Below are 22,001 nucleotides of genomic sequence, written 5' to 3' on the forward strand. Positions count from 1 at the left end.
CAGCCTCAGTGCCCGCGGCAGTCCATCGCCTCGAGGATGTCGTCGATCCGCGCCGGGTCGCCCGCCGCGATCACTTCGCCGTTGCTGCCCGCGTGGAGCGGATCGCCCTGCCAGTCGCACATCCGCCCGCCCGCGCCTTCGATCACCGGCACCAGCGCGGCGAAATCGTGCAGCTTGAGCCCCGCCTCGACGACGATGTCGAGCCAGCCGCTCGCCACGCAGCCATAATTGTAGCAGTCGCCGCCCAGCACCGTGCTCATCACCTTGGCATCGAGATGTTCGAAGGCGTGGAGTTGGCCATCGTCGAACAGCGCAGGCGAGGTGGTGGCGAGGATCGCCTGGTTGAGCTCCCGGCAGATGCGGGTGGTGGCGGGCTTGCCGTTGAACAGCGTCTGGCGGCCGGTCACGCCCAGCCAGCGCTCGTTGATGATCGGCTGGTCGATCACGCCCAGCACGGGCCAGCCATTGTCGACCAGCGCGATCAGCGTGCCGAACACCGGCCGCCCGGCGATGAAGGCGCGGGTGCCGTCGATCGGATCGAGCACCCATTGCCGGCCGCTGGTGCCTTCGCGCACGCCGAATTCCTCGCCGATGATGCCGTCCATCGGCCGCTCCGCGATCAGCAGCTTGCGCATCGCTTCCTCGCCCGCCCGGTCGGCAAGGGTGACGGGCGACTGGTCTTCCTTCGCCTCGACGCCGTGCTCGGCACGGAAATAGGGGCGGATCGCGACGCCGGCGGCGTCGGCGAGGCGGGCGGCAAGCGCGATGTCGGTTTGGGAAACGGCCATGCCCCAGCCCTACCGGGCCGAATTTGACTCGCCAAGGTCACAAACGCCTGCCACTCCGCGGTTTATGCGTGGTGTTACCGCTCTCTCCCTGTTCAGCCTCAGCTTCGTCGCCGTGCCTGCGCTGGCACAGGTGCGCGCGGTGCCGGCCCAGCCCGCCTCGGAGCAGGCGGCGCTGCGCGGCGTCGAGGTGTTCCTGGTCAACGAAGGCGAGGCGCCGATCGCCGATGCCGGCCCGCGCCAGATCGAGATCACCGCCGCCGACGGCACCCGGCTGATGCTGGAACGCACGCCCGGCCCCACGCCCACCATCGCGCCGCACGGCTTCGCCAAGGCGCGCTACGTGCCGGTGGGCGTCGCCGGCGTCGCGGTGCCGCCGGCTGCGCAGCACAAGCCGGCCGAGATGCCCGAGCAGGAAACGGTCGTGCAGAGCTCGACCGGCAGCTCCAGCGGCCTGCTCGCCCGCTTCGAGCCGCACGAGCCGATCTATGGCGCCTTCGGCACCGACGATGCGGGCGGCAAGGTGCAGGTCAGCTTCGCGGTGCGCCCCTTCGCCGAGAATGCCCCGCTCCAGCTTGGCAATCTCCGCTTCGCCTATACCCAGACGATGTTTTGGGCGGTGGACGAGCCCTCGGGCCCGTTCCGCTCGACCAACTACAGCCCCGAACTCTATGCCGATGTCCCCGTCGACGAGACGACGCGGGTGGCGCTGGGCTGGCGGCACGATTCGAACGGCGGCGGGGTCACCGATTCGGTCGACCTCAACCGCATCTTCGTGCGCGGCGAGAAGACCTTCGACCTGGGCGGCGACTGGCGGATCGACGTCGCGCCGCAGGCCTGGTTCTATGTCGGCAGCAGCGGCACCTTCCATGACATGAAGGATTATTACGGCTACACCGCGCTGGCCGCCTCGATCGCGCAGAAGGAGGGCATCAAGCTTGCCCTGACCGCACGCGGCAATGTGAAGACCGGGCACGGCGCGGCCGAAGCCTTCCTCTCCTATCCGCTGCGCCGGCTGGGCGGGGGCCTGGGCATCTACCTCTTCGGACAGGCATTCACCGGCTATGGCGAAGCGCTAGACCGCTACAACGTCAACGACACGCACGCGCGGATCGGCATCGCCTTCACCCGCTAGCCGCCGCGTTTAAGCTGGCGTAGACACGAGCCCAACCAGATCCGGGAGATCGTTATGCGCCTGAAGCTCGCCCTTGCCGCCTTTGCCCTGCCCTTCGCCATGATGCCGGCCAATGCCTCGCTCACCACCGGCGCCAAGGCACCCGTGTTCACCGCCAAGGGCGCGGTGGCCGGCAAGCCGATCACCGTCGACCTCAAGGCCGCGTTGAAGAAAGGCCCGGTCGTGCTCTACTTCTTCCCCGCCGCCTTCACCTCGGGCTGCAATGCCGAGGCGCATGCCTTCGCCGAGGCGCTGCCCGATTTCACCAAGGCGGGCGCGACCGTGATCGGCATGACCGCTGGCAATGTCGACCAGCTCGAGCAGTTCAGCAGCCAATATTGCGCAGGCAAGTTCGCCGTCGCCGCAGCCACACCCGAGGTGGCTACCGGCTATGACGTGGCGCCCAAGAAGCCCGATGGCACCGTCGCCAAGTTCACCAGCCGCACCAGCTATGTGATCGCACCCGACGGCAAGGTGCTGTTCGTCCATTCGGATCCGAACCCGGCCGACCATATCCGACTCACCCTTGCCGCGGTCCAGAAGTACCGCGCGACTCACCGGAACTGACCCCAAGCCGGGTCTGCCAAGGGATTTTCTTCGCACCGATCCGGGGGCGTTAATCCTCCGCATCGGTGCGAAATGCCGGTCGTTCCGCACCAAGCGGCTGAATTCCTGCTATAAAGTGTGGATACCCTGCATTGGCCGGCCGTGTGCGCGTTCAGGATGAACCCAGCGGCAACCAGATATTAGCACTCTCCGCTTATTCCTTGTGCGCAACATAGCGGCCGTCATGCCGTGATTTGCACGGGGGTTAGGAGCGTATGCGCATCGCGCGTGCCATTCGTTCAGAGATGGAGGGGGAGGAGGGCCAAGCGCTCTTCGAGCGGATCGGCGCGTTCCTTCTCGACCAGCGGCTGGCACCGACGCCGACCAACTACGCCTTCGTCCATCGGCTGTTCACCGAACCCGACGACGCGCTTGCCCGCGCAGTCGAGTTGATCACGGAGCGCGGGGTACGGATCACCCCGCGCGACATCCAGACGCTCACCGCCGATCATGGCCCCGAAGAGTCCCAGCAATGCCATGTCGACCTGAAGGCGCGCGCCGAAGGACTGGTCGCACGCACCCAGATGCAGGTCGAAGGCTTTGCCGACATGGTCACTGCCATGCGCGCCGAGACGGCTGATTTCGGCCGCGACCTGGCCGCCAGCGCCGAAGCGATGTCGACCGGCAGCGATGCGCCGAAGGGAAGTGACGGGGTTGTCCGGATCACTGCGGCGATGCTCGATCGCATCCGCGTCGCGGAGGAGAAGCTCGAGAGCACCACGCGCGAGGCCAACGACCTGCGCGAAAAGCTGGAAGAAGCGCGCGACAATGCGCGGCGCGATCCGCTGACCCAGCTGCCAAATCGACGCGCCTTCGAAGAGGCCTTCGCCGCACAAGAGGCAAGCGGCGGCCGCATGTGCGTGGCGGTATGCGACATCGATCACTTCAAATCGGTCAATGATCGCTTCGGCCATGCCGTGGGGGACCGTGTGCTGCGCGTGATCGCCGACGCGCTGAGCGAATGCTGTCGCGGGCATCTGGTCACGCGCTATGGCGGGGAGGAATTCGCCATCCTGTTCACCAATGTGCCGATCGAAACGGCACGCGCGGTGCTCGAACATGCGCGGGGGACGGTCCAGACGAAGCGATACAAGCTGCGGGACAATGACGCGCCGTTGGGGGAGATAACCTTCTCCGCGGGTCTCACGCCCGTCGAACCTGGCGAGATGCACCAGACCGCATTTCACCGCGCGGACCGACTTTTGTATCTCGCGAAGAACGAAGGGCGTAATCAGGTGAAGATGGGCATATCAGACCTTGGCAACTCCCGCCGTTAGATAGCATTTTACGCCGGGCTGGCAGGCATTTTTCGCCAGATTATACGACCCAAAATCAGCACCTTCGTTGATTTACAAATACTTACAGCAGTTGGCACGCTCCCTGCAAACTTGTTGGCATCGGCCGCCGGATGGTCCGCCAGCCGAACCACAGGGAGTAAATACCATGACCGCTCGTCTCGTTTCGCTGCACCAGACCGTTGCCGTAAGCGCCGCCGTTCTGATCACCGCCGCGCTTGTCCTGTTCTCCACCCCCGTGATCCCGGTCGCATGATCGCGCTCGCACCCATGGAGAAGATCAGCATGTTCCGCAGCTTTCTTATCGGCATCGCGTCGTTCGGCATCACCACGGTGATGATCCTCGGCAGCGGCCTGCAGGGCTCCAGCCTCCTCGGCTGACCCTGCCGGCCGCCCCGGCGGCCCCGTTTATTCGGAACTTGAGGCACGCACGCCCGGTTCTTTCGGCACCCCTCCCCAAGACCCAGGAGCCGTGCCGATGTCCGACCAGCATATTATTGACCGAGTCCACGAGGATGCGCTCCCAGGTGAGGAGCGCTCCCTCGATCCCAAGCCGCAGTGGCAGCCACGCTATCGCGGATCGGACCGACTGAAGGACAAGGTGGCTATCGTCACCGGCGCCGACAGCGGGATCGGCCGCGCAGTCGCCGCGCTCTATGCCCGCGAAGGCGCCGATGTCGCGATCGTTTATCTCAACGAACACCAGGATGCCGAGGACACCGCAGAAGCGGTCCGCGCCGAAGGCCGCCGCGCGATCACGATTCCCGGCGATGTCGGCGACAAGGCGTTCTGCGAAGAGGCCGTCGCCAAGGTGATCGCCGAGTTCGGCCGCCTCGACATTCTCGTCAACAATGCCGGTGAGCAGCATCCTGACAAGGACATCACCGACATTACCGAGCAGCAGCTCCGCCGGACCTTCCAGACCAACATCTTCGGGATGTTCTTCATGGTGCAGGCTGCCTCGCCGCACCTCAAGAATGGCGCCGCGATCGTCAACTGCACCTCGGTGACGATGTACCAGGGCGAGCCCGAGTTGCTCGACTATAGCTCGACCAAGGGGGCGATCACCGCCTTCACCCGCAGCCTATCGATGAACCTGATCGAGAAGGGCATCCGCGTGAACGCGGTGGCGCCGGGCCCGATCTGGACGCCGCTCAATCCCAGCGGCGGCGCGTCGCCGGAGAAGCTCGAGCATTTCGGCGAGGACGTGCCGATGGGCCGGCCGGGCCAGCCCAACGAAGTCGCCCCGGCCTTCCTGTTCCTCGCGTGCGAGGATTCGAGCTATATGTCGGGCCAGGTACTCCACCCGAACGGCGGCACCGTCGTAAACGGCTGACCGGCGCCCGCGCCGGTCTCAGACCGGCGCGGTTTCGCCGACCAGCCCCGTCGGGGCTTCCTCGCCGCGCGAATAGACGCCGGTGAGCAGTCCGGCAGCGAGCACATGCCCCGCCATCGCCTTGACCAGCGCGCTGCGGCCGGGATTGTCGCCGATCTCGCACCCGCCGCCGAGCGCAAACAGCTGGAAGGCGTAATTGTGCGGGCCATGGCCGGTCGGCGGATCGGGCGGCAGCCAGCCCTCGCCAAGGAAGCTGTTGCGGCCGACATCCTTGCCCTCGGCATCGCCGGTCCCGTCGGCGCGGATCGCACCTTCCTTCAGGTCGCCTTCGACCGGCAGCCCCCAGATCACCGCGTGGACCAGCGGCTGCGGTGCCGGCGCATCCGGATCCTCGACGATCAGCGCCAGGCATTCGGTACCTTCAGGCACGCCGGTCCAAAACAAGGGCGGGGAGACACCCTCGCCGTCCGCGGTGAAGCGCTCGGGCAGGCGGCCGCCATTGGCAAAGGCCGGGCTGGCGAGGTGCAGCACCTCGAAGCTGCCGAGTTCGGGCTGGACGATCGCCAGCTTGTTGGCGCCGGCGCGCAAGCCTTTCAGCGCGCTTCCAAGCCAGTGCGGTATATGTTCGAGCATCGCGGTCTCTCCCGTTTGGCAGCCAAACGCGCCGGGCCCCGCGATTATCCCGCGTTAGAGGTCCAGCTTCTCGTAATCGGCCGGCGGCGTGATTCCCTCCATCCGCTCGGCGAGCAGCTGGCGGAAGCTCGGGCGGCTCTTCATCCCGATATACCAGCGCTTGGCGAGCTCGTGGCTTTTCCAGTCGATGCCGCCCAGATAATCGGCGACCGAAATCTGCGCCGCCGCGGTGATGTCGGCAAGGCTCATCGTCGCGCCCGCCAGCCAAGTGCGGTGGTCGAGCAGGTAATCGATATAGTCGAGATGGCCGACCGCGGCCTTCATCGCGTCGCGCAGCACCTTGGCGTCGGGCGGCTGGCGATAGACGATGCGCTTGATCATCCGCTCGTGGAGCAGCGGCGCGGTGATGTCGCTGTAGAAATTGTTGTCGAACCACACCACCAGCCGGCGGATCTCGGCGCGATCGACCGCCGAACCGTTGAGCAGCGCGTTCTTGCTCACCGTCTCCTCGAAGAATTCGCAGATCACGGTAGAGTCGATGAGGGTAACGTGGCGCTCGGCGTCGATCATCACCGGGGTCTGGCCGGTAGGATTGAGGTCGAGAAATTCGTCGCGGCGCAGCCACGGCGATTCGCGCACCGGCTCATAGGCGATGCCCTTCTCGCCCAGCAGGAGCCGGACCTTGCGCGAAAAGGGACAGAGCGGGAATTGAAGGAGCTGCCACATGGGAGAAGCCATAAGCAGCGGAAATGGGCCGGGGAAGACTCGTTGTAGCGCGGGTCGCAATTCTAGGAATCATTCGAGGGTCGAGCGCGCTCTTCCGGGGCACGACGGGCGAAGGTTTCCAGGCTTCCGGCAGGGCGAAGGAGGTGGGGACAGGCCCCACCTCCCGTCGATCATTCCGCCGCCACCGCCTCGACGGTGTCGTTGAGCGGATGCGGCAGCCGGGTAAGCATCTCCTTCGGCACCACCTGCCAGAACTTGCCCACTTCGCGGTCCCAGTCCTCCAGCAGGCCCTTCGACCATTTGCTATCGGTCTCCTCGGCATGCGCCTCGACCAGCGACCGGAGCCTGGCTTCCCAGTGGCTGGAGGCGAGCCGGTTCCAGGTGATGTTCTCCGGGTTGGCGTGGCGTTCGAAGCTGCCGTCCACGTCGTACACGAACGCCATGCCGCCGGTCATGCCCGCGCCGAAGTTCATGCCGACGCGGCCCAGCACCACCGCGGTGCCGCCGGTCATGTATTCGCAGCCGTTCGCGCCGCAGCCCTCGACCACCACGTCGGCGCCCGAATTGCGCACCGCGAAGCGCTCGCCCGCCTGCCCGGCGGCGAACAGCCGGCCCGAGGTCGCGCCGTAAAGCACGGTGTTGCCGATGATCGTGTTGTTCCACGATTCGATCGGCGAGCTGACCATCGGCCGCACGACGATCACGCCGCCGGACAGGCCCTTGCCGACATAATCGTTGGCGTCGCCGAACACCTCGAGCGTGATGCCCTTGCACAGGAACGCGCCGAGCGATTGGCCCGCCGAGCCGCGCAGCCGGACATGGACATGCCCGTCCTGCAGCGCCGACATGCCGAACGTGTTCGTGACCTCGGACGAGAGCCGCGTGCCCACCGCGCGGTGGGTGTTCCGCACCGAGTAGGTGAGCTGCATCTTCTCGCCGCGCGCGAACACGGGTGCGGCATCCTTGATCATCTGCGCATCGAGGCTGTCCGGCACGTCATTGCGGAAGGTGCTGAGGCTGAAGCGCCGCTCGGCATCGTCCGCATCCACCTTGGCGAGGATCGGGTTAAGGTCGAGATCGTCGAGATGCTCGGCGCCGCGGCTGACCTGGCGGAGCAGCTCGGTGCGGCCGATCACTTCGTCCAGGCTCTTGAAGCCGAGCTTGGCGAGAATCTCGCGCACTTCCTCGGCGATGAAGGTCATCAGGTTGATGACCTTTTCCGGCGTGCCGACGAACTTGGCGCGCAGCTTCTCGTCCTGGGTGCAGACGCCCACCGGACAGGTGTTCGAATGGCACTGGCGGACCATGATGCAGCCCATCGCCACCAGGCTCAGCGTGCCGATGCCGAATTCTTCGGCGCCGAGGATCGCGGCGATGACGATGTCGCGACCGGTCTTGAGCCCGCCATCGGTGCGCAGCTTGATACGGCCGCGCAGCCCGTTGAGCGTCAGCGTCTGGTTCACCTCGGACAGGCCCATTTCCCAGGGCGTGCCGGCATATTTGATCGAGGTGAACGGCGAGGCGCCGGTGCCGCCATTATGGCCGGCGACCAGGATCACGTCGGCATGCGCCTTGGCCACGCCCGCCGCGACCGTACCGATGCCCGCCGAGCTGACCAGCTTCACGCACACCCGCGCGCGCGGATTGATCTGCTTCAGGTCGTAGATCAGCTGCGCCAGATCCTCGATCGAATAGATGTCGTGGTGCGGCGGCGGCGAGATCAGCGTCACGCCCGGCGTCGCATGGCGCAGCTTGGCGATGAACTCGGTGACCTTAAAGCCGGGCAGCTGCCCGCCCTCGCCGGGCTTGGCGCCCTGGGCCACCTTGATCTCGATCTCGTCGCAGGCGTTGAGATATTCCGCCGTCACGCCGAACCGCCCCGAGGCGACCTGCTTGATCGAGGAGTTGGCATTGTCGCCATTCTCATAGGGCTTGTAGCGCGCCGAATCTTCGCCGCCCTCGCCCGAGACGGCGCGCGCGCCGATCCGGTTCATCGCGATCGCCAGCGTCTCGTGCGCCTCGGGGCTGAGCGCGCCCAGCGACATGCCCGGCGTGACGAAACGCTTGCGGATCTCGGTGATCGCTTCAACCTGGTCGATCGGCACGCCCGTCTCCGGGAAGTTGAACTCCAGCAGGTCGCGCAGATAGACCGGCGGCAGGTCCCGCACCCCGCGCGAAAAGGCGAGGTAGCTGGAATAGCTGTCGTTCGACACGGCGGTCTGCAGCTGGTGCATCAGCTGCGCCGAATAGGCATGTGCCTCACCGCCCGAACGCTGGCGGTAGAAGCCGCCGACCGGCAGCGTCGCGACGCCCGCATCATAGGCCGCCTCGTGGCGCATCATCGCGGAGAGGTGGAGCGAGGCATAGCCTTCGCCCGAGATCTTCGCCGGCATGCCGGGGAACAGATCGTTCACCAGCGCGCGGCTGAGGCCCACCGCCTCGAAATTGTAGCCGCCGCGGTACGAGCTGATCACCGCGATGCCCATCTTCGACAGGATCTTGAGCAGCCCCTCGTCGACCGCCTTGCGGTGGCGCTTGAGGCAATCGGCCAGGCTGATCTCGCCGAACAGGCCACGCGCGTGGCGATCGGCGATCGCGGCTTCGGCCAGATAGGCGTTCACCGTGGTCGCGCCGACGCCGATCAGCACCGCATAATAATGCGTGTCGAGGCACTCGGCGGTGCGGACGTTGACGCTGGCATAGGAGCGCAGCCCCCGGCGGACGAGGTGCGTGTGCACCGCCGCCGCCGCCAGCACGCCGGCGATCGCCGCCTTGTCCGGGCCACTATGCTCGTCGGTGAGGAAGAGTTCGGTGCAGCCGGCGCGAACCGCCTGCTCGGCCTCGTGGCGAATGCGCTTGATCGCGAGCTTCAGCGACTCCGGGTCGCCGTCCGCCGCGAAGGTGCAGTCGATCTCCGCCGCGCTCGACCCGAAATGCGCACGCAGGCGGTGCCAGTCGGCATTGGTGAGCACCGGGCTCTCCAGCACGAGCACCGGGCTCCCCGCCCCCTCGGTATCGAGAATGTTGGCGAGGTTGCCGAACCGCGTCTTGAGCGACATCACGTAGCGCTCGCGCAACGGATCGATCGGCGGGTTGGTCACCTGGCTGAAATTCTGCCGGAAGAACTGGCTGATCAGCCGCGACTTGTACGAGATCACCGCAAGCGGCGTATCGTCGCCCATCGAGCCGATCGCTTCCTTGGCGGTCTCGACCATCGGCGCGAGGATCAGCTCCATGTCCTCCAGCGTCTGCCCGGCGGCGACCTGGCGGCGCGACAGTTCGGCGCGCTCATAATAGGTCTCGGCAGGCGCTGCAGGCAGGTCATCGATCGACAGGAAGCCCTGCACCATCGACGCATAATCGGCCTCGCCGGCGATCTGGTCCTTGATCGCGCGGTCGTGGAGCAGCTTGCCCTCGTCGAGGTCGACCGCGATCATCTCGCCCGGCCCGAGCCGGCCCTTGGCGACGACATTCGCCTCCGGCACCGGCACCATGCCGGTTTCGGAGCCGACGATCAGCAGCCCGTCCGAGGTCTGGGTGTAGCGCAGCGGGCGCAGCGCGTTGCGGTCCATGCCGGCGACCGCCCAGCGACCGTCGGTCATCGCCAGTGCTGCGGGGCCGTCCCACGGCTCCATCACCGAGGCGAGATACTGGTACATTGCGGCGTGCGAGGCCGGGGTGTCCTCGTCCTGCTGCCAGGCTTCGGGCACCAGCATGAGCTTGGCAGTGGGCGCGTCGCGGCCCGAACGGCAGATCGCCTCGAACACCGCGTCAAGCGCGGCGGTGTCCGACGCGCCGGCCGGGATCACCGGCTTGATGTCCTCGCTTTGCTCGCCGAACGCGATGCTCGCCATCTTGATCTCGTGGCTGCGCATCCAGTTCTGGTTGCCGCGGATCGTGTTGATCTCGCCGTTATGCGCGAGGCAGCGGAACGGCTGCGCCAGCCACCATTGCGGGAAGGTGTTGGTGGAATAGCGCTGGTGGAAGATCGCGACGCGGCTCTCGAAGCGCAAATCCTTGAGGTCCGGATAGAAGTCGGACAGCGATTCGGCGAGGAACAGCCCCTTGTAGATGATCGAGCGACACGACAGCGAGCAGATGTAGAAACCGCCGACCTGCGCCGCGATCACCCGCTTTTCGATGCGGCGACGGATCAGGTAGAGCTGGCGCTCGAACTCGGCGGCGTCCATCGCATCGGGCATCGGGCCCGCGATCATGATCTGCTCGATCTCGGGGCGCGTCGCCTGCGCCTTCATGCCGATGACCGACACGTCGACGGGCACCTGGCGCCAGCCATAGATGGTGTAGCCCGCCTCGATGATCTCGCTCTCGACGATGGTGCGGCAGGTCTCCTGCGCGCCCAGGTCGGTGCGCGGCAGGAAGATCATCCCGACGGCGAGGCGGTTCGGCAGCACGCGGTGGCCGCTGCCGACGATCTGCTCGTCGAAGAAGCGCAAGGGGAGATCGACATGGAGGCCCGCGCCGTCGCCGGTCTTGCCGTCGGCATCGACCGCGCCGCGGTGCCACACCGCCTTCAGCGCATCGATCGCCGACTGGACGACGCGGCGCGACGACTGGCCGTCGGTCGCCGCGACCATGCCCACGCCGCAGGCATCGCCTTCATATTCGGGGCGGTACATGCCCTCGCGGGCGAGGCGTTCGCGCTCGGCGGCCAGCTTGATGTCGTCCATGGTATTCCTCGATCTTCGTTCGCGCGTCCTCGGAAGGACGCGGTGCTTACTTCTTGGCGGGCTGCTCAGCCTTGGATCCGAGCAGCTTCAGGATCTTCTCGCGCTGCTCAGGCGTCAGATCCTCGGGCTTGCGCGGCGGCGGCAGGTCCTTGGTGCCGGCCTGGGCTGCCTGCACCAGCGCCGGCATCTGCTGCATGATCTGGGGCATCGCCTCCGCCATGGCCTGCGTCATGTCCGGGCCCATCATCAGCTCCATCGAGCTGCGCGCATAGTGGCTGCCCGCCGGCGTCACGAAGAAGCGCTGAAGCTCCTGAAGCTCGGGCAGCGTGTATTCGCGCGCATAAGCCCGCGCGAGCGCGACGCGTACCTTGGGCTCGAGCGTGGACATCAGCTTGCCCATCTCGCCCATCATCGCGCGCATCATCCGCTGCTGGCGTTCCTTCCAATAGGGATCGTAGATCTCCATCACTTCGCGCAGCGTGGTCTGGCCGAGCGCGGCGACGTCCGCCTCGCTCATCCCACCCATCTGCGCGAAGTCCCGCACCGGAATCTCCGCGGCGGAACCGACCATCGATTCCATCATGCGGTTGAAATTCTCGCCCATCATCCGCTGGTACATGCCCTGCGGGATCAGCTTGTCCGCCAGCTCGCGCGCGACGGCGAGGCGCGCGGGATCGGGGGCGGCGGTCGCCTGCGCGGGCGGAACGGACTGGGTCTGCGCCAGCGCTGGGCTGGCGACGGCGACCAGCATCGCGGTGACGAGCGTCTTCATGCCAAGCTCTCCTCGCGCGCGGCGGCCTGGGCGGTCGGTGCCTTGGCATGCGCCTTCATCCACGCATGCATGTGCGCCGCCACGTCGCGGCCGTCGCGGATCGCCCAGACGACCAGGCTGGCGCCGCGGACGATGTCGCCGGCGGCGAACACGCCGTCCATGCTGGTCATCATCGTCTTGCCATCGGTGCGCAGCGTGCCCCAGCGGGTGACGCCCAGTTCCTCGGCGCCGAACAGCTTCGGCAGGTCCTCGGGCTCGAAGCCGAGCGCCTTGATGACGAGATCGGCCGGCATCTGCAGCGCCCCGCCCGGATCGACTTCCGGCGCGCGGCGGCCCGAGGCGTCGGGCGCGCCGAGGCGCATCTTGGAGGCGCGCACCCCGCTCACCTGCTCGGTGCCTTCGAACGCTTCCGGCGCGGAGAGCCAGACGAACTCGACGCCCTCTTCCTCGGCATTGGCCACTTCGCGCTGCGAGCCCGGCATGTTCGCCCGGTCCCGGCGGTAGAGGCACTTCACCGAGGCCGCGCCCTGGCGGATCGCGGTGCGCACGCAGTCCATCGCGGTGTCGCCACCGCCGACGACCACGACGTGCTTGCCCAGCGCGTTGAGGCTGCCATCGTCATAAGCAGGCACCGCGTCGCCGAAATTCTTGCGGTTCGACGCGGTCAGATAGTCGAGCGCGTCGACCACGCCCTTGGCGCCGACGCCCGGGGCCTTGATCGCGCGCGCCTTGTAGACGCCGGTCGCGACCAGGATCGAGTCATGGCGCTGGCGGAGTTCGCCGAGCGTCGCATCGCGGCCGACCTCGAAATTGCGGTGGAAGACGATACCAGCCTGCTCGAGCCGGTCCACACGGCGCATCACCACGTCCTTCTCCAGCTTGAAGCCGGGGATGCCATAGGTGAGCAACCCGCCCGAACGATCGTAGCGGTCATAGACGTGCACGGCATAGCCATAGCCGCGCAGATATTCGGCGGCGGCGAGCCCCGCGGGCCCCGCACCGATGATGCCGACCGACTGGCCACGGTCGCGCCCGACCTGCACCGGCTCCACCCAGCCCTCGGCCCAGGCGGTATCGGTGATAAACTTCTCGACCGAGCCGATCGTCACCGCGCCATGGCCGGAGAATTCGATCACGCAATTGCCTTCGCACAGCCGGTCCTGCGGGCAGATGCGGCCGCAGATCTCCGGCATGGTCGAGGTGCTGTTGGAGAGCTGGTACGCCTCCTGCAGCCGCCCTTCGGCAGTCAGGCGCAGCCAGTCCGGGATATGGTTGTGGAGCGGGCAGTGCACCGAGCAATAGGGCACGCCGCACTGGCTGCAGCGACCCGCCTGCGACTCCGCATCGGGCACCGCATAGCGCTCCGCGATCTCGCGAAAGTCTTCCGCACGCAGCGGAGCGGGGCGCTTGGCCGGATACGCCTGCGGGCGTCCGACGAATTTGAGCATGGGATCGTCAGCCATGCCGCCCCCCTACAGGAGAGCGGCAGAGCGATAAAGACAGCAATACTTACCTATATGGGTTCAGAACCCAGATTTAGACCTTCCAGGTCCAAAAATATGCACCTAGAAGGGCCGAGTCGGCCTTATCGCATGGATAGCCAAATCAGCGCGGCGGTTCCCGCAACAATGCGATAGAGAGCGAAGGGAGTGAAGCCATGCTTGCTCACGATCCCGACGAACCACTTGATCACGGCAAGTGCTACGACGAACGCGACGACGAACCCTACGCCGATCTCGCCCCAACCCACGCCGCTGGTCGCCAGCATCTCGCGATTCTTGAGTAACTCCAGCGCGGTGGCACCGAGCATCGTCGGGATGGCAAGGAAGAAACTGAACTCGGCCGCGGTGCGCCGCTCGACGCCCAGCGACAGCGCCCCCATGATCGTCGCGCCCGAGCGGCTGACCCCCGGCACCATCGCCAGGCACTGGACGAAGCCGATGCCGAGCACGCGCACCACCGGAATCTCGGCGATGCCGTGGATCGTCGCGGACTTGACCAGCCGCTCGATGACCAGGATCGCCACGCCGCCGACGATCAGCGCCCAGGCGACCACCTTGGGCGCACCGAGCAGTGCCTCGATATGCTTGTGGAGCGCGAGGCCGATCACCGCGGCGGGAATGAAGGCGATCAGCAGGTTGCGCACGAACCGGATCGACACCGGATTGAGCTTGATCAGCCCGTCGAGCACCGCCCAGAAGGTCCGCCAGTAGAGCACCACCACCGCCAGGATCGCGCCCAGCTGAATGACGACGTTGAACATCGCCCAGCGCGCCGAATCATAGCCCATCAGCTCGCTGGCGAGGATCAGGTGCCCGGTCGAGGAGACCGGCAGGAACTCGGTAACGCCTTCGACGATGCCGAGCAGGATCGCCACCAGCAGCGTGGTCATGGACAGGCTCCTTCAAAGGGTCGCGCCGGGCGACCCCCTGCAAGGCGCCGCCCGGCAGGGGGAATGGGTTCAGGCGGTCGCGCGGAAGCGGCTGAAGCGGCCGGCCTGGCGGAAGCGCACCAGCCAGCTCGGCGCCACCGTCGCCATCGGCGTCGGCTGCACGCCCAGCGCGGCGAGGCCCTCGGCACCCGCCGGCACGACATTGTCGGCCTGCAGCATCGCGAACTGGTCGCGCGTGATGGGCGTGCCCGGCAGCGACGCGATCAGGCCGCTAAGCGAATCCGGCAGCTCGACGAAGTGCGGCTTGCGGCCGATCGCACCGGCGATCCAGTGCATCAGCGCCGACATGCTCAGCACGTCCGGGCCGCCCAGCGTGTAGGTCTTGCCGCCATGCGCCGCGGGATCGGCCAGCGCCGCGGTGATCGCCTGGGCGACATCGGCCACGAACACCGGCTGGAACTTGGTCTCGCCGCGCACGATCGGCACGATGTTCAGCGGCGCGCCGGCGATCATGCCGGCGAAGCGGTTCACGAATGCATCCTCGCGGCCGAACACGATCGAGGGACGCAGGATCGTCGCGCCCGGCAAAGCGGCGAGCACGGCCTGTTCGCCGGCGGCCTTGCTGCGGCCATAGGCCGAGGGCGAACCGGCATCGGCACCGAGCGCCGAGATGTGCACCAGCGCGCCGGCACCGGCGGCCTTGGCCGCCCCGGCAACGTTGCGCGCGCCCTGTACATGGACCTTGTCGAAATCCCCCGACAGGATGCCGACGAAGTTCACCACCGCGTCGCTGCCCTGCAACGCGCGGGCGAGCGTCTCGGGCTTGGTGATGTCGCCGACGACGAGCTGGGTCTGGCCCAGATTGCCCTGGGTCTTGAGGAACCAGGCGTCGCGGGGCTTGCGCTCGACGACGCGGACGCGCGCGCCGGCGGCGAGCAGCTCCTGCGCCACGTAGCGGCCGAGGAAGCCCCCACCGCCGATCAGGGTTACCAGCCTGTCCTTCATCTTCCGCCTCTTGCCTCACAAACGTGCGGCCCCAATGCCGTGTGGACGGCTAAACGGCAAGCGCGACGCGAAGTCCAATATTTTTCGCAGAAAGTGTTTGACACCCCCCGCAAACCTCCACTAGAGGCGCCGGCCTACCCCGTGCCCAGATGGCGGAATTGGTAGACGCACCAGCTTCAGGTGCTGGCGATCGCAAGGTCGTGGAGGTTCGAGTCCTCTTCTGGGCACCACTTCTTCCCCGCTGGGGATGAAGGCCAAAAATCCAGATCTACCAACGATGTAGCGCCGCAGTCTTTGGACTGGCGGCGCTTCGTCGTGTCCGGTGCCCAAGCGCAAGGGCCCCCGCACCGTTGGATGCGAGGGCCGAAGCAAGGCTCAGCGGCTCGGCGAGGCGCCGGGCGTCGGAGGCGGCGGGACGGCGGCACCGGCAGCCGGTGCAACGCCTGCTGCGGGCGGCTGGGCTACCGCGCCTTGAGGCGGCGGCGGCGGCACCGCGCCAGGGGCGGTCGGCGCTGCACCCGACGGCGGGGGCGGCGGCGCGCCGGCACCCGGAGGCGGCGGCGGCGGGCCGTGCGGGCCACCCGGCGGGGGCGGCGGCGCGCCTACCGCCTGCACGTTGCCCTGTCCGTCGACGAGATACGAGGCGTGGAGCTGGCCATCGAGATAGCGCCCCTGCACCGTCAGCGCCGCGCCGGATTGCACGTCGGCAGCACCCCGGCCCGCATCGACCAGCGTCCGCCCAGAACCATCCTGCAGCACGAAGCGATCGCCATAGGTTTCGGCGACGCGCCCCTTCACGGTCACGATGCCGCTGGTCTGCGCGAGCCTCGCGACCGCGGTCGGCATCGTCGGCGCCATTTCCACGGTCGGGCGGGTGAGCTGCACCGCGCCTGCGCCGCCTGCAGCCCCCAGCGCCAGCAGCGCGGCGGCCGCCACGGCGAGGCGATTGCGCGGCAGCGTGTTCTTCCAATCGGTCATTCCATCAACTCCTCTTGGGTGTTCGATGGCACCGGTCTAGCGAGTCGCACCCGACCCCCGCTGAACCTCGCGGTTCAGTTTGGGTTTAAGCCGCGGAGCTAGTCGAAACGCATGCGGATCCTGCTGGTAGAAGACGACCCCGATCTCGGCCCCGCCATCGCGCGGGCGCTGCGGGCGGAGCATTGCGCGGTCGACCTCGCCGGCGACGGCATCGACGCGCAGCATCTCGGCGAGACCGAAGCCTATGACGCGGCCGTTCTCGATCTGGGGCTGCCGGGCAGGACCGGCGCCGAGATCCTCGCCGCATGGCGGGCGAACGGGCGCGCGCTGCCGGTTCTGGTGCTCACCGCACGCGAGGCCTGGGCGGACAAGGTGACCGCGTTCAAGGCCGGCGCCGACGATTATCTGACAAAGCCGTTCCGCGTCGAGGAGCTGATGATGCGGCTGCGCGCGCTGGTCCGCCGCGCCGCCGGCCATGCCCAAACGCGGATCGAATGCGGCCCGCTCGCCTTCGAGAGCCAGACCGGCCAGTTCGAGCTGGACGGGCTGCCGCTCAAGCTCACCGCGTTCGAATGGCGGGTGCTGTCGCAGCTGATCCTGCGGCGCGAGGTGGTGATCGAACGGCTCGACCTGCTCGAGCGCGTCTATGAGGGCGATGCCGATGTCGATTCGAACAGCCTCGAGGTCATCATCGGCCGGCTCCGCCGCAAGATCGGCGCCGAGCGGATCGAGACGGTACGCGGCCGCGGCTATCGGCTCACCTGCGGCGGTGGGCCGGCATGACGCGCTGGTCGCTGCGCACCCGGATGATGCTGTTGTCGGCGCTGGTCACGCTGGTGGCGCTGGGGCTCGCCGGCTGGACCATGGCCGGCGTGCTCGACCGGGTGGTGACCGGCGGGGTCGACCAGCGGCTCGACGCGCAGCTGGCGGTGCTGGCGAGCACGGTGCGGGGCGATGGCAGTATCAATCGCGCGCAGCTGGCGGCGCGGCAGGGCGCGCTCGCCGCCGGGCCGGGCTGGCGCTGGCGGATCGACGGCCCGCGCGAGACGCTGGGGAGCGGCGATTTCCCCGCGCTGCGATCCCCCTTCCCCGGCCCCGCCGGCGCCGCGCCCGGGCCGCTGCCGCCCGCGCCGCTCGACGGTGAGGATGCGAAAGGCCGCATCCATGCGCGCCGCCTCGTCGTGGAGAGCAGCGCAGGCCCGGTGACGCTGACCGCCGCCGCACCTGGCCGCGTCATCGGTCGACCGGTGCGCGATGCGCTGGTGCCGCTCGCCAGCGCGATCGTGGCGCTGGCGCTGATCTTCGCCATCGCGGCCTGGGTGCAGCTGCGCTTTGCCTTGCGGCCGCTGGCGGCGCTGGTCGCCCAGATCGGCGCGATCCGGCGCGGCGAGCGCACGGCCGTGGACGAGGCGCAGCCGGCCGAGCTGCAGCCGCTCGCCACCGAGCTCAACGCGCTTGCCGCCGCCAATGCCGCGACGCTGGCCGCCGCGCGGCAATCCGCGGCCAACCTCGCTCACGCGCTGAAGACCCCCGTTGCCACGCTGGCGCTCACCGTCGCGCCCGACACGCCCGAAGCCGCGCAGGTTCGCCGGATCGAAGGCGTGATCCGCCATACCCTCGCCCGCGCCCGCGCCGCCGCAGTGAACCGGCGGGCGAGCACTGCCATCGCGCCGGTGGCGAGGGATGTGGCGGGGGTGCTGGGCACGCTCTATCCGGGCACGGCGATACGGCTGGAGATCGCGGCGGACGCGCGGATCGCGATCGACGCGCATGATCTGGCGGAGATCCTCGGCAACCTGCTCGACAATGCCGCGCGGCACGCCCGCAGCACGGTCGTCCTCACCGCGGCGGCGGCGGACGGTGCCGTGCTGACGATCGACGATGACGGCCCCGGCATCCCTGCCGAACGCCGCGAGCAGGTGCTGCAGCCCGGCGTACGGCTCGACGAAGGCCCGGCCGGCGACGGGTTCGGCCTCGCGATCGTCCGCGATCTCGTGGCGCTGTACGGCGGCACGATGGCGCTGGAAAAGAGTCCGCTGGGCGGCCTGCGCGTGCGGCTCACCTGCCCGGACGGCGCGACGTCTTAGCGATCAGTCCTTCGGCGGCGCGGCGGTCGAGCTGCGCTTGACGATCTCATGCTCCAGGATGCGATCGCGGCGGGCGCGAGTCTTGGCCGAGGCACCGCGCGCTTCATCCGCCACCAGCGCCAGCGCTTCCGCAGCGAGGCGGCGCACCGGCTGGTGGATGGTGGTGAGGGGCGGCCATAGCGTTACCGCCGCCGTCGTGTCGTCGAAGCCGACGACGGTGAGCTGGCGCGGCACGTCGAGCTGGCGACGGTGCGCGACGGAGACGATCGCCGCCGCCATGTCGTCGTTGCTGGCGAACACGGCGGTGGGCGGCGCGGGGCCGTCGAGCAGTTGCTCACCGGCAGCCAGCCCCGAGGCATAGCTGAAATCGCCCTGGACCAGCTGAACCCCCGCATCGGGGAAATCGCGCATCGCATCCTCCACCCCGGCGCGACGCTCGGCGCTCGCTGCCTGGTCGGGATTGCCGACGACGAAGCCGAGCCGTCGATGGCCGAGATCGAGCAGGTGGCGCGTCATCTCATAGGCGGCGCGGCGGTCGTCGATCCGGACGCAGGTGGCGCCGGGCACATGATAGGCGCCGATCGCGGCGATCGGCACCCCGGCATTCTTCAGCGTCCGCAGCACCACCGGCGCCTCGCCGAGCGGCGGCGCGAGCAGGATGCCCGACAGACCCGAGGCCGCAAAGCGCGCCAGCTCCGCCTCGGCCGGCGGCCGCCCGCCCTCCCCCTTGAGCAGCACCAGCCGCGCGCCCCAGGTCGAGGCTTCTTCGAACACCCCGGTCAGCAGCTCGCTCATGAAGGCCGCGCTGGGGTTGGAATAGACCACGCCGATGCGCAATTCGGCCGAGGTTACCAGGCTGCGTGCGGCGACATTGGGGACATAGCTGAGCTCGGCGATCGCCTGCTCCACCGCCTCGCGCGTCGCGGCGCTCACGCCGCTGCGGCCGTTGATCACCCGCGACACGGTCATGGCAGAGACGCCCGCCTTCGCCGCCACGTCGATGATCGTCGCCCCCTGCACCGGCTTGCCCGCCTTCGCCACGTTTCTCTCCCTGCCCCCCGGATTCGGCAGGACGTACGCGATGCGGGCGGATCGGAAAAGCCGCGATGCGGTGCCGGCTTGTGCCGACGCAGTCGGCAGCTATGCAGGCCCCCACCAAGGAGAGGGTTTCCGATGCGCCACGTCCTGCTGCTCGACATGAACGACGATCCCGAGGCGATCGCCGCCTATCGCCACTGGCATCGCCCGGGCGGGCCGCCCGCCGCCGTCACCCAGTCGATCCGCGACGCCGGCATCGAGGCGATGGAAATCTGGCAGGCCGGCGACCGGCTGGTGATGGTGATGGAAACCGGCCCGAGCTTCGACCCCGAGGCCAAGCGCGCCCGCGACGCCGCCGACCCCGACGTCCAGGCCTGGGAGACGCTGATGGACGGCTTCCAGCGCCGGCTCGCCTTTGCCGAGCCCGGCGTGAAATGGGTGCCGACCGAACAGATCTTCGCGCTCGCCGATCAGCCCTGACCGGCGAGCAGCGCGTCAGAAGGCGACGATCGCCTTCAGCACATGATCGGCCTCCTCGATCAGCGCGGGCAGGCGCTGGGGCAGATCATCGGCATCGACGCTGTGGGTGTGGAGCTTGTCGGTGGGCACGTCGCCCGAGCGGATCGCGGCGATCACCCGCTGGAAATCCGTCGCAAGCGCGTTGCGGCTGGCGATCAGCACCGCTTCGCGCTTGTGGAATTCAGGGTCGGCGAAGCTGAGGTCGCCGGGTGCCACGCCGACCAGCAGCAGCGCGCCGCCATGCCCGACGAAGTCGAGGCTGCGACGCATCGCGGGGAGCGAGCCGGTCGCGTCGATCACCACGTCGAAGCCGTCGCCGTTGGTGCGGGCTAACAGACGCTCACCCAGGCCTTCGTCGGCGACTTCGCCATCAAGGCCGAGCTGCTCGCGCGCAAAGGCGAGCCGCTGGGCGCGCTGGTCGACCAGCGTCACGTCGAACCCGTCGAGCCGCGCGAACAGCGCGCTGGCGATACCGATCGGGCCTGCACCGACCACCAGCATCCGCCCCTCGCCGTCCTTGGGCACGCGCGACACGGCGTGCGCGCCGATCGCGAGGAACTCGATCATCGCCGCCTGGTCGACGCTCAGCCCCTCGGCATCGATCACCGCGTTCGCCGGCACCACCAGCAGATCGGCCATGCCGCCGTCGCTGTGCACGCCTAGCACGCGGATATTGACGCAGGCATTGGGCTTGCCCTTGCGGCAAGCGACGCAGTGGCCGCAGGCTATATAAGGATTGATCGCCACCGTCTGGCCGAGCGCGAGCGCCGTGCCCTCGCCCAGTGCAACCACCTCGCCGCCCAGCTCATGCCCCATCACCCGCGGATATTGCAGGAAGGGGTGGCGGCCGGCGAAGATATGATAGTCGGTGCCGCACAGGCCGACGCGGTGGATGCGGATCAGCACCTCGCCCGGGCCAGGCGTGGGGGCCTCGCGCTGGATCTGGGTCAGCTCGAACGGCGCGTTGCAGAGGATGGTACGCATGGCATGGGTCTCCTGTCCAAGCCCTGCCATGACCGTTCGCATATATGCAAGTCGGTTTTCCTAAGCGCCAAACTCCAGGGCGTAGGCGCGGACCGCGTTGCCGCCGAACACCGCCGCTTCTGCTGCCGGGCAATGACGCGCGACATAGTGCGCGATGAGGTCCTGCGTGTCGGCATAGCGGCCAGCCAGTTCGCAGACCGGCCAGTCCGAGCCCCACAGGATGCGATCGGGGCCGAAGCAGGCGAAGACATGGTCCAGATAGCGCTCGAAATCACTTGGCTGCCAGTTGCGCGCGGCCTCGGTGATCAGGCCGGAGACCTTGCAGAACAGGCTGGGGTAACGCGCGGCGGCGACGATCTGCTCGGCCCAGGGCTGCCAGGCGCCCGCGGCAATGTTCGGCTTGGCGGCATGATCGAGGATCAGCCGCCCCTCGCCGACCCGCTCGAGAAAGGCGGGCACGCTGCCGAGTTGCGCGGCGTTGACCAGCACGTCGTAGCTCAGCCCGGCGGCGAGCACCGCGCGAACGCCCGCGACGAACGCATCGCCCAGCAGGAAATCGGCATCGGGCTCGTCCTGCACGACATGGCGATAGCCGAGGATCGGCCCCGCCGCGCGCGCGGCGATCCGGTCGGCGATGTCGGGCGCGCGCAGGTCGATCCAGCCGACCACGCCGGCGATCCGCGGCTGGCGGGCGGCGCAGTTGAGGAGGAACGCGGTTTCCGCCTCGCTCTGCCGGGCCTGTACCGCGATGGCGCGGTCGATGCCAGCCGCCTGCATCTCGCGGGCAAGATCGTCGGGGTCGAAGTCGCGCGCGATGGCGCTGCCGGGTTCGATCCAACCGAATGCTTCGGGGGTATAGTGCCAGAGATGGTGGTGGGCATCGATCCGCATGCCCCTGCATAGCGTAGGCGGATGCTTTTCGAAAAGCGCTCCGCTCGGTGCGAGCAAGGCTTTGTTTTGAAGGGCTTGCAACCCCTGCC

At 68.1% G+C, this 22,001-nt stretch carries 20 protein-coding genes and 1 tRNA gene; 9 read left to right on the plus strand and 12 right to left on the minus strand.

Annotation, left to right across the window (positions count from 1 at the left end; all coding sequences use genetic code 11):
• Nucleotides 1–5: 5 nt before the first annotated feature.
• Complete coding sequence (gene hisN, locus ABIC35_RS16085) at nucleotides 6–788, minus strand: histidinol-phosphatase (protein WP_121073255.1); 783 nt, start codon at nucleotides 786–788, stop codon at nucleotides 6–8.
• Nucleotides 789–852: 64 nt separating this feature from the next.
• Here hisN and ABIC35_RS16090 point away from each other — a divergent pair, with 64 nt between their 5' ends.
• The 5 genes from ABIC35_RS16090 to ABIC35_RS16110 all read left to right on the plus strand — a co-directional run bounded on the left by ABIC35_RS16090 (nucleotide 853) and on the right by ABIC35_RS16110 (nucleotide 5,196).
• Complete coding sequence (locus tag ABIC35_RS16090; RefSeq protein WP_354278514.1) at nucleotides 853–1,920, plus strand: phospholipase A; 1,068 nt, start codon at nucleotides 853–855, stop codon at nucleotides 1,918–1,920.
• Nucleotides 1,921–1,974: 54 nt separating this feature from the next.
• Nucleotides 1,975–2,526: a peroxiredoxin gene (locus ABIC35_RS16095; protein WP_121073253.1), complete on the plus strand. Its 552-nt coding sequence runs from the start codon at nucleotides 1,975–1,977 to the stop codon at nucleotides 2,524–2,526.
• A 254-nt stretch (nucleotides 2,527–2,780) separates the two neighbouring features.
• On the plus strand, nucleotides 2,781–3,842 hold the full coding sequence (locus ABIC35_RS16100; RefSeq protein WP_121073251.1) for a GGDEF domain-containing protein: 1,062 nt from the start codon (nucleotides 2,781–2,783) through the stop codon (nucleotides 3,840–3,842).
• Between the two features lie 270 nt (nucleotides 3,843–4,112).
• Nucleotides 4,113–4,241, plus strand: coding sequence for a hypothetical protein (locus ABIC35_RS16105; RefSeq protein ID WP_354278515.1), 129 nt, complete (start codon nucleotides 4,113–4,115; stop codon nucleotides 4,239–4,241).
• Between the two features lie 97 nt (nucleotides 4,242–4,338).
• A complete protein-coding gene (locus tag ABIC35_RS16110; protein WP_121073249.1) occupies nucleotides 4,339–5,196 on the plus strand; it encodes an SDR family oxidoreductase in 858 nt (285 codons plus the stop codon).
• An 18-nt stretch (nucleotides 5,197–5,214) separates the two neighbouring features.
• Here the strand turns inward: ABIC35_RS16110 and ABIC35_RS16115 are convergent, their stop codons facing one another.
• The 7 genes from ABIC35_RS16115 to ABIC35_RS16145 form a co-directional block, all read right to left on the minus strand.
• Complete coding sequence (locus ABIC35_RS16115; RefSeq protein ID WP_121073247.1) at nucleotides 5,215–5,829, minus strand: YbhB/YbcL family Raf kinase inhibitor-like protein; 615 nt, start codon at nucleotides 5,827–5,829, stop codon at nucleotides 5,215–5,217.
• Nucleotides 5,830–5,883: 54 nt separating this feature from the next.
• The gene (locus ABIC35_RS16120; protein ID WP_121073245.1) at nucleotides 5,884–6,555 is read right to left on the minus strand and encodes a glutathione S-transferase family protein; all 672 of its coding nucleotides are present in this window, start codon (nucleotides 6,553–6,555) and stop codon (nucleotides 5,884–5,886) included.
• Between the two features lie 170 nt (nucleotides 6,556–6,725).
• On the minus strand, nucleotides 6,726–11,246 hold the full coding sequence (gene gltB / locus ABIC35_RS16125) for a glutamate synthase large subunit (protein ID WP_121073243.1): 4,521 nt from the start codon (nucleotides 11,244–11,246) through the stop codon (nucleotides 6,726–6,728).
• Between the two features lie 46 nt (nucleotides 11,247–11,292).
• On the minus strand, nucleotides 11,293–12,018 hold the full coding sequence (locus ABIC35_RS16130) for a hypothetical protein (RefSeq protein ID WP_121073241.1): 726 nt from the start codon (nucleotides 12,016–12,018) through the stop codon (nucleotides 11,293–11,295).
• Nucleotides 12,015–13,481 (minus strand): NAD(P)-dependent oxidoreductase, encoded by a 1,467-nt coding sequence (locus tag ABIC35_RS16135; protein ID WP_121073239.1) that lies wholly within the window; start codon nucleotides 13,479–13,481, stop codon nucleotides 12,015–12,017. The genes ABIC35_RS16130 and ABIC35_RS16135 overlap by 4 nt, the downstream gene beginning before the upstream one ends.
• 122 nt (nucleotides 13,482–13,603) lie before the next feature.
• Nucleotides 13,604–14,410 carry an undecaprenyl-diphosphate phosphatase gene (locus ABIC35_RS16140; RefSeq protein WP_121073237.1) on the minus strand — a complete coding sequence of 269 codons (807 nt, stop codon included), beginning with the start codon at nucleotides 14,408–14,410 and terminating at the stop codon, nucleotides 13,604–13,606.
• Nucleotides 14,411–14,479: 69 nt separating this feature from the next.
• The gene (locus ABIC35_RS16145) at nucleotides 14,480–15,415 is read right to left on the minus strand and encodes a complex I NDUFA9 subunit family protein (RefSeq protein ID WP_121073235.1); all 936 of its coding nucleotides are present in this window, start codon (nucleotides 15,413–15,415) and stop codon (nucleotides 14,480–14,482) included.
• A 143-nt stretch (nucleotides 15,416–15,558) separates the two neighbouring features.
• Between ABIC35_RS16145 and ABIC35_RS16150 the strand changes: the two genes are divergently transcribed.
• Nucleotides 15,559–15,645, plus strand: a tRNA-Leu gene (locus tag ABIC35_RS16150).
• 145 nt (nucleotides 15,646–15,790) lie between these two features.
• Here the strand turns inward: ABIC35_RS16150 and ABIC35_RS16155 are convergent.
• Complete coding sequence (locus ABIC35_RS16155) at nucleotides 15,791–16,393, minus strand: hypothetical protein (protein WP_121073233.1); 603 nt, start codon at nucleotides 16,391–16,393, stop codon at nucleotides 15,791–15,793.
• A 111-nt stretch (nucleotides 16,394–16,504) separates the two neighbouring features.
• On the opposite strand from ABIC35_RS16155, the gene ABIC35_RS16160 reads away from it, so the two are divergent.
• Nucleotides 16,505–17,176, plus strand: coding sequence for a response regulator (locus ABIC35_RS16160; protein WP_121073231.1), 672 nt, complete (start codon nucleotides 16,505–16,507; stop codon nucleotides 17,174–17,176).
• Complete coding sequence (locus ABIC35_RS16165; protein ID WP_121073229.1) at nucleotides 17,173–18,480, plus strand: sensor histidine kinase; 1,308 nt, start codon at nucleotides 17,173–17,175, stop codon at nucleotides 18,478–18,480. The genes ABIC35_RS16160 and ABIC35_RS16165 overlap by 4 nt, the downstream gene beginning before the upstream one ends.
• A gap of 3 nt (nucleotides 18,481–18,483) precedes the next feature.
• Here ABIC35_RS16165 and ABIC35_RS16170 read toward each other — a convergent pair whose 3' ends face one another.
• On the minus strand, nucleotides 18,484–19,521 hold the full coding sequence (locus ABIC35_RS16170; RefSeq protein WP_121073227.1) for a LacI family DNA-binding transcriptional regulator: 1,038 nt from the start codon (nucleotides 19,519–19,521) through the stop codon (nucleotides 18,484–18,486).
• A 132-nt stretch (nucleotides 19,522–19,653) separates the two neighbouring features.
• Here ABIC35_RS16170 and ABIC35_RS16175 point away from each other — a divergent pair, with 132 nt between their 5' ends.
• Complete coding sequence (locus ABIC35_RS16175; protein WP_121073225.1) at nucleotides 19,654–19,998, plus strand: L-rhamnose mutarotase; 345 nt, start codon at nucleotides 19,654–19,656, stop codon at nucleotides 19,996–19,998.
• Nucleotides 19,999–20,013: 15 nt separating this feature from the next.
• Here the strand turns inward: ABIC35_RS16175 and ABIC35_RS16180 are convergent, their stop codons facing one another.
• Nucleotides 20,014–21,021 (minus strand): zinc-binding alcohol dehydrogenase family protein, encoded by a 1,008-nt coding sequence (locus ABIC35_RS16180; RefSeq protein ID WP_121073223.1) that lies wholly within the window; start codon nucleotides 21,019–21,021, stop codon nucleotides 20,014–20,016.
• A gap of 60 nt (nucleotides 21,022–21,081) precedes the next feature.
• Nucleotides 21,082–21,912 (minus strand): amidohydrolase family protein, encoded by an 831-nt coding sequence (locus ABIC35_RS16185; protein ID WP_121073221.1) that lies wholly within the window; start codon nucleotides 21,910–21,912, stop codon nucleotides 21,082–21,084.
• Nucleotides 21,913–22,001: the final 89 nt, after the last annotated feature.

The sequence above is a fragment of the Sphingomonas trueperi genome (assembly GCF_040545965.1).
Classification (GTDB): domain Bacteria; phylum Pseudomonadota; class Alphaproteobacteria; order Sphingomonadales; family Sphingomonadaceae; genus Sphingomonas; species Sphingomonas trueperi_C.

Coding starts and splice junctions, on each gene's coding strand:
- ABIC35_RS16120 (WP_121073245.1), bottom strand. CDS start 6,555: ATGTGGCAGCTCCTTCAATTCCCGCTCTGTCCCTTTTCGCGCAAGGTC.
- ABIC35_RS16110 (WP_121073249.1), top strand. CDS start 4,339: ATGTCCGACCAGCATATTATTGACCGAGTCCACGAGGATGCGCTCCCA.
- ABIC35_RS16175 (WP_121073225.1), top strand. CDS start 19,654: ATGCGCCACGTCCTGCTGCTCGACATGAACGACGATCCCGAGGCGATC.
- ABIC35_RS16090 (WP_354278514.1), top strand. CDS start 853: ATGCGTGGTGTTACCGCTCTCTCCCTGTTCAGCCTCAGCTTCGTCGCC.
- ABIC35_RS16160 (WP_121073231.1), top strand. CDS start 16,505: ATGCGGATCCTGCTGGTAGAAGACGACCCCGATCTCGGCCCCGCCATC.
- ABIC35_RS16135 (WP_121073239.1), bottom strand. CDS start 13,481: ATGGCTGACGATCCCATGCTCAAATTCGTCGGACGCCCGCAGGCGTAT.
- ABIC35_RS16130 (WP_121073241.1), bottom strand. CDS start 12,018: ATGAAGACGCTCGTCACCGCGATGCTGGTCGCCGTCGCCAGCCCAGCG.
- ABIC35_RS16140 (WP_121073237.1), bottom strand. CDS start 14,410: ATGACCACGCTGCTGGTGGCGATCCTGCTCGGCATCGTCGAAGGCGTT.
- ABIC35_RS16155 (WP_121073233.1), bottom strand. CDS start 16,393: ATGACCGATTGGAAGAACACGCTGCCGCGCAATCGCCTCGCCGTGGCG.
- ABIC35_RS16115 (WP_121073247.1), bottom strand. CDS start 5,829: ATGCTCGAACATATACCGCACTGGCTTGGAAGCGCGCTGAAAGGCTTG.
- ABIC35_RS16185 (WP_121073221.1), bottom strand. CDS start 21,912: ATGCGGATCGATGCCCACCACCATCTCTGGCACTATACCCCCGAAGCA.
- ABIC35_RS16095 (WP_121073253.1), top strand. CDS start 1,975: ATGCGCCTGAAGCTCGCCCTTGCCGCCTTTGCCCTGCCCTTCGCCATG.
- gltB (WP_121073243.1), bottom strand. CDS start 11,246: ATGGACGACATCAAGCTGGCCGCCGAGCGCGAACGCCTCGCCCGCGAG.
- ABIC35_RS16165 (WP_121073229.1), top strand. CDS start 17,173: ATGACGCGCTGGTCGCTGCGCACCCGGATGATGCTGTTGTCGGCGCTG.
- hisN (WP_121073255.1), bottom strand. CDS start 788: ATGGCCGTTTCCCAAACCGACATCGCGCTTGCCGCCCGCCTCGCCGAC.
- ABIC35_RS16145 (WP_121073235.1), bottom strand. CDS start 15,415: ATGAAGGACAGGCTGGTAACCCTGATCGGCGGTGGGGGCTTCCTCGGC.
- ABIC35_RS16180 (WP_121073223.1), bottom strand. CDS start 21,021: ATGCGTACCATCCTCTGCAACGCGCCGTTCGAGCTGACCCAGATCCAG.
- ABIC35_RS16105 (WP_354278515.1), top strand. CDS start 4,113: ATGATCGCGCTCGCACCCATGGAGAAGATCAGCATGTTCCGCAGCTTT.
- ABIC35_RS16100 (WP_121073251.1), top strand. CDS start 2,781: ATGCGCATCGCGCGTGCCATTCGTTCAGAGATGGAGGGGGAGGAGGGC.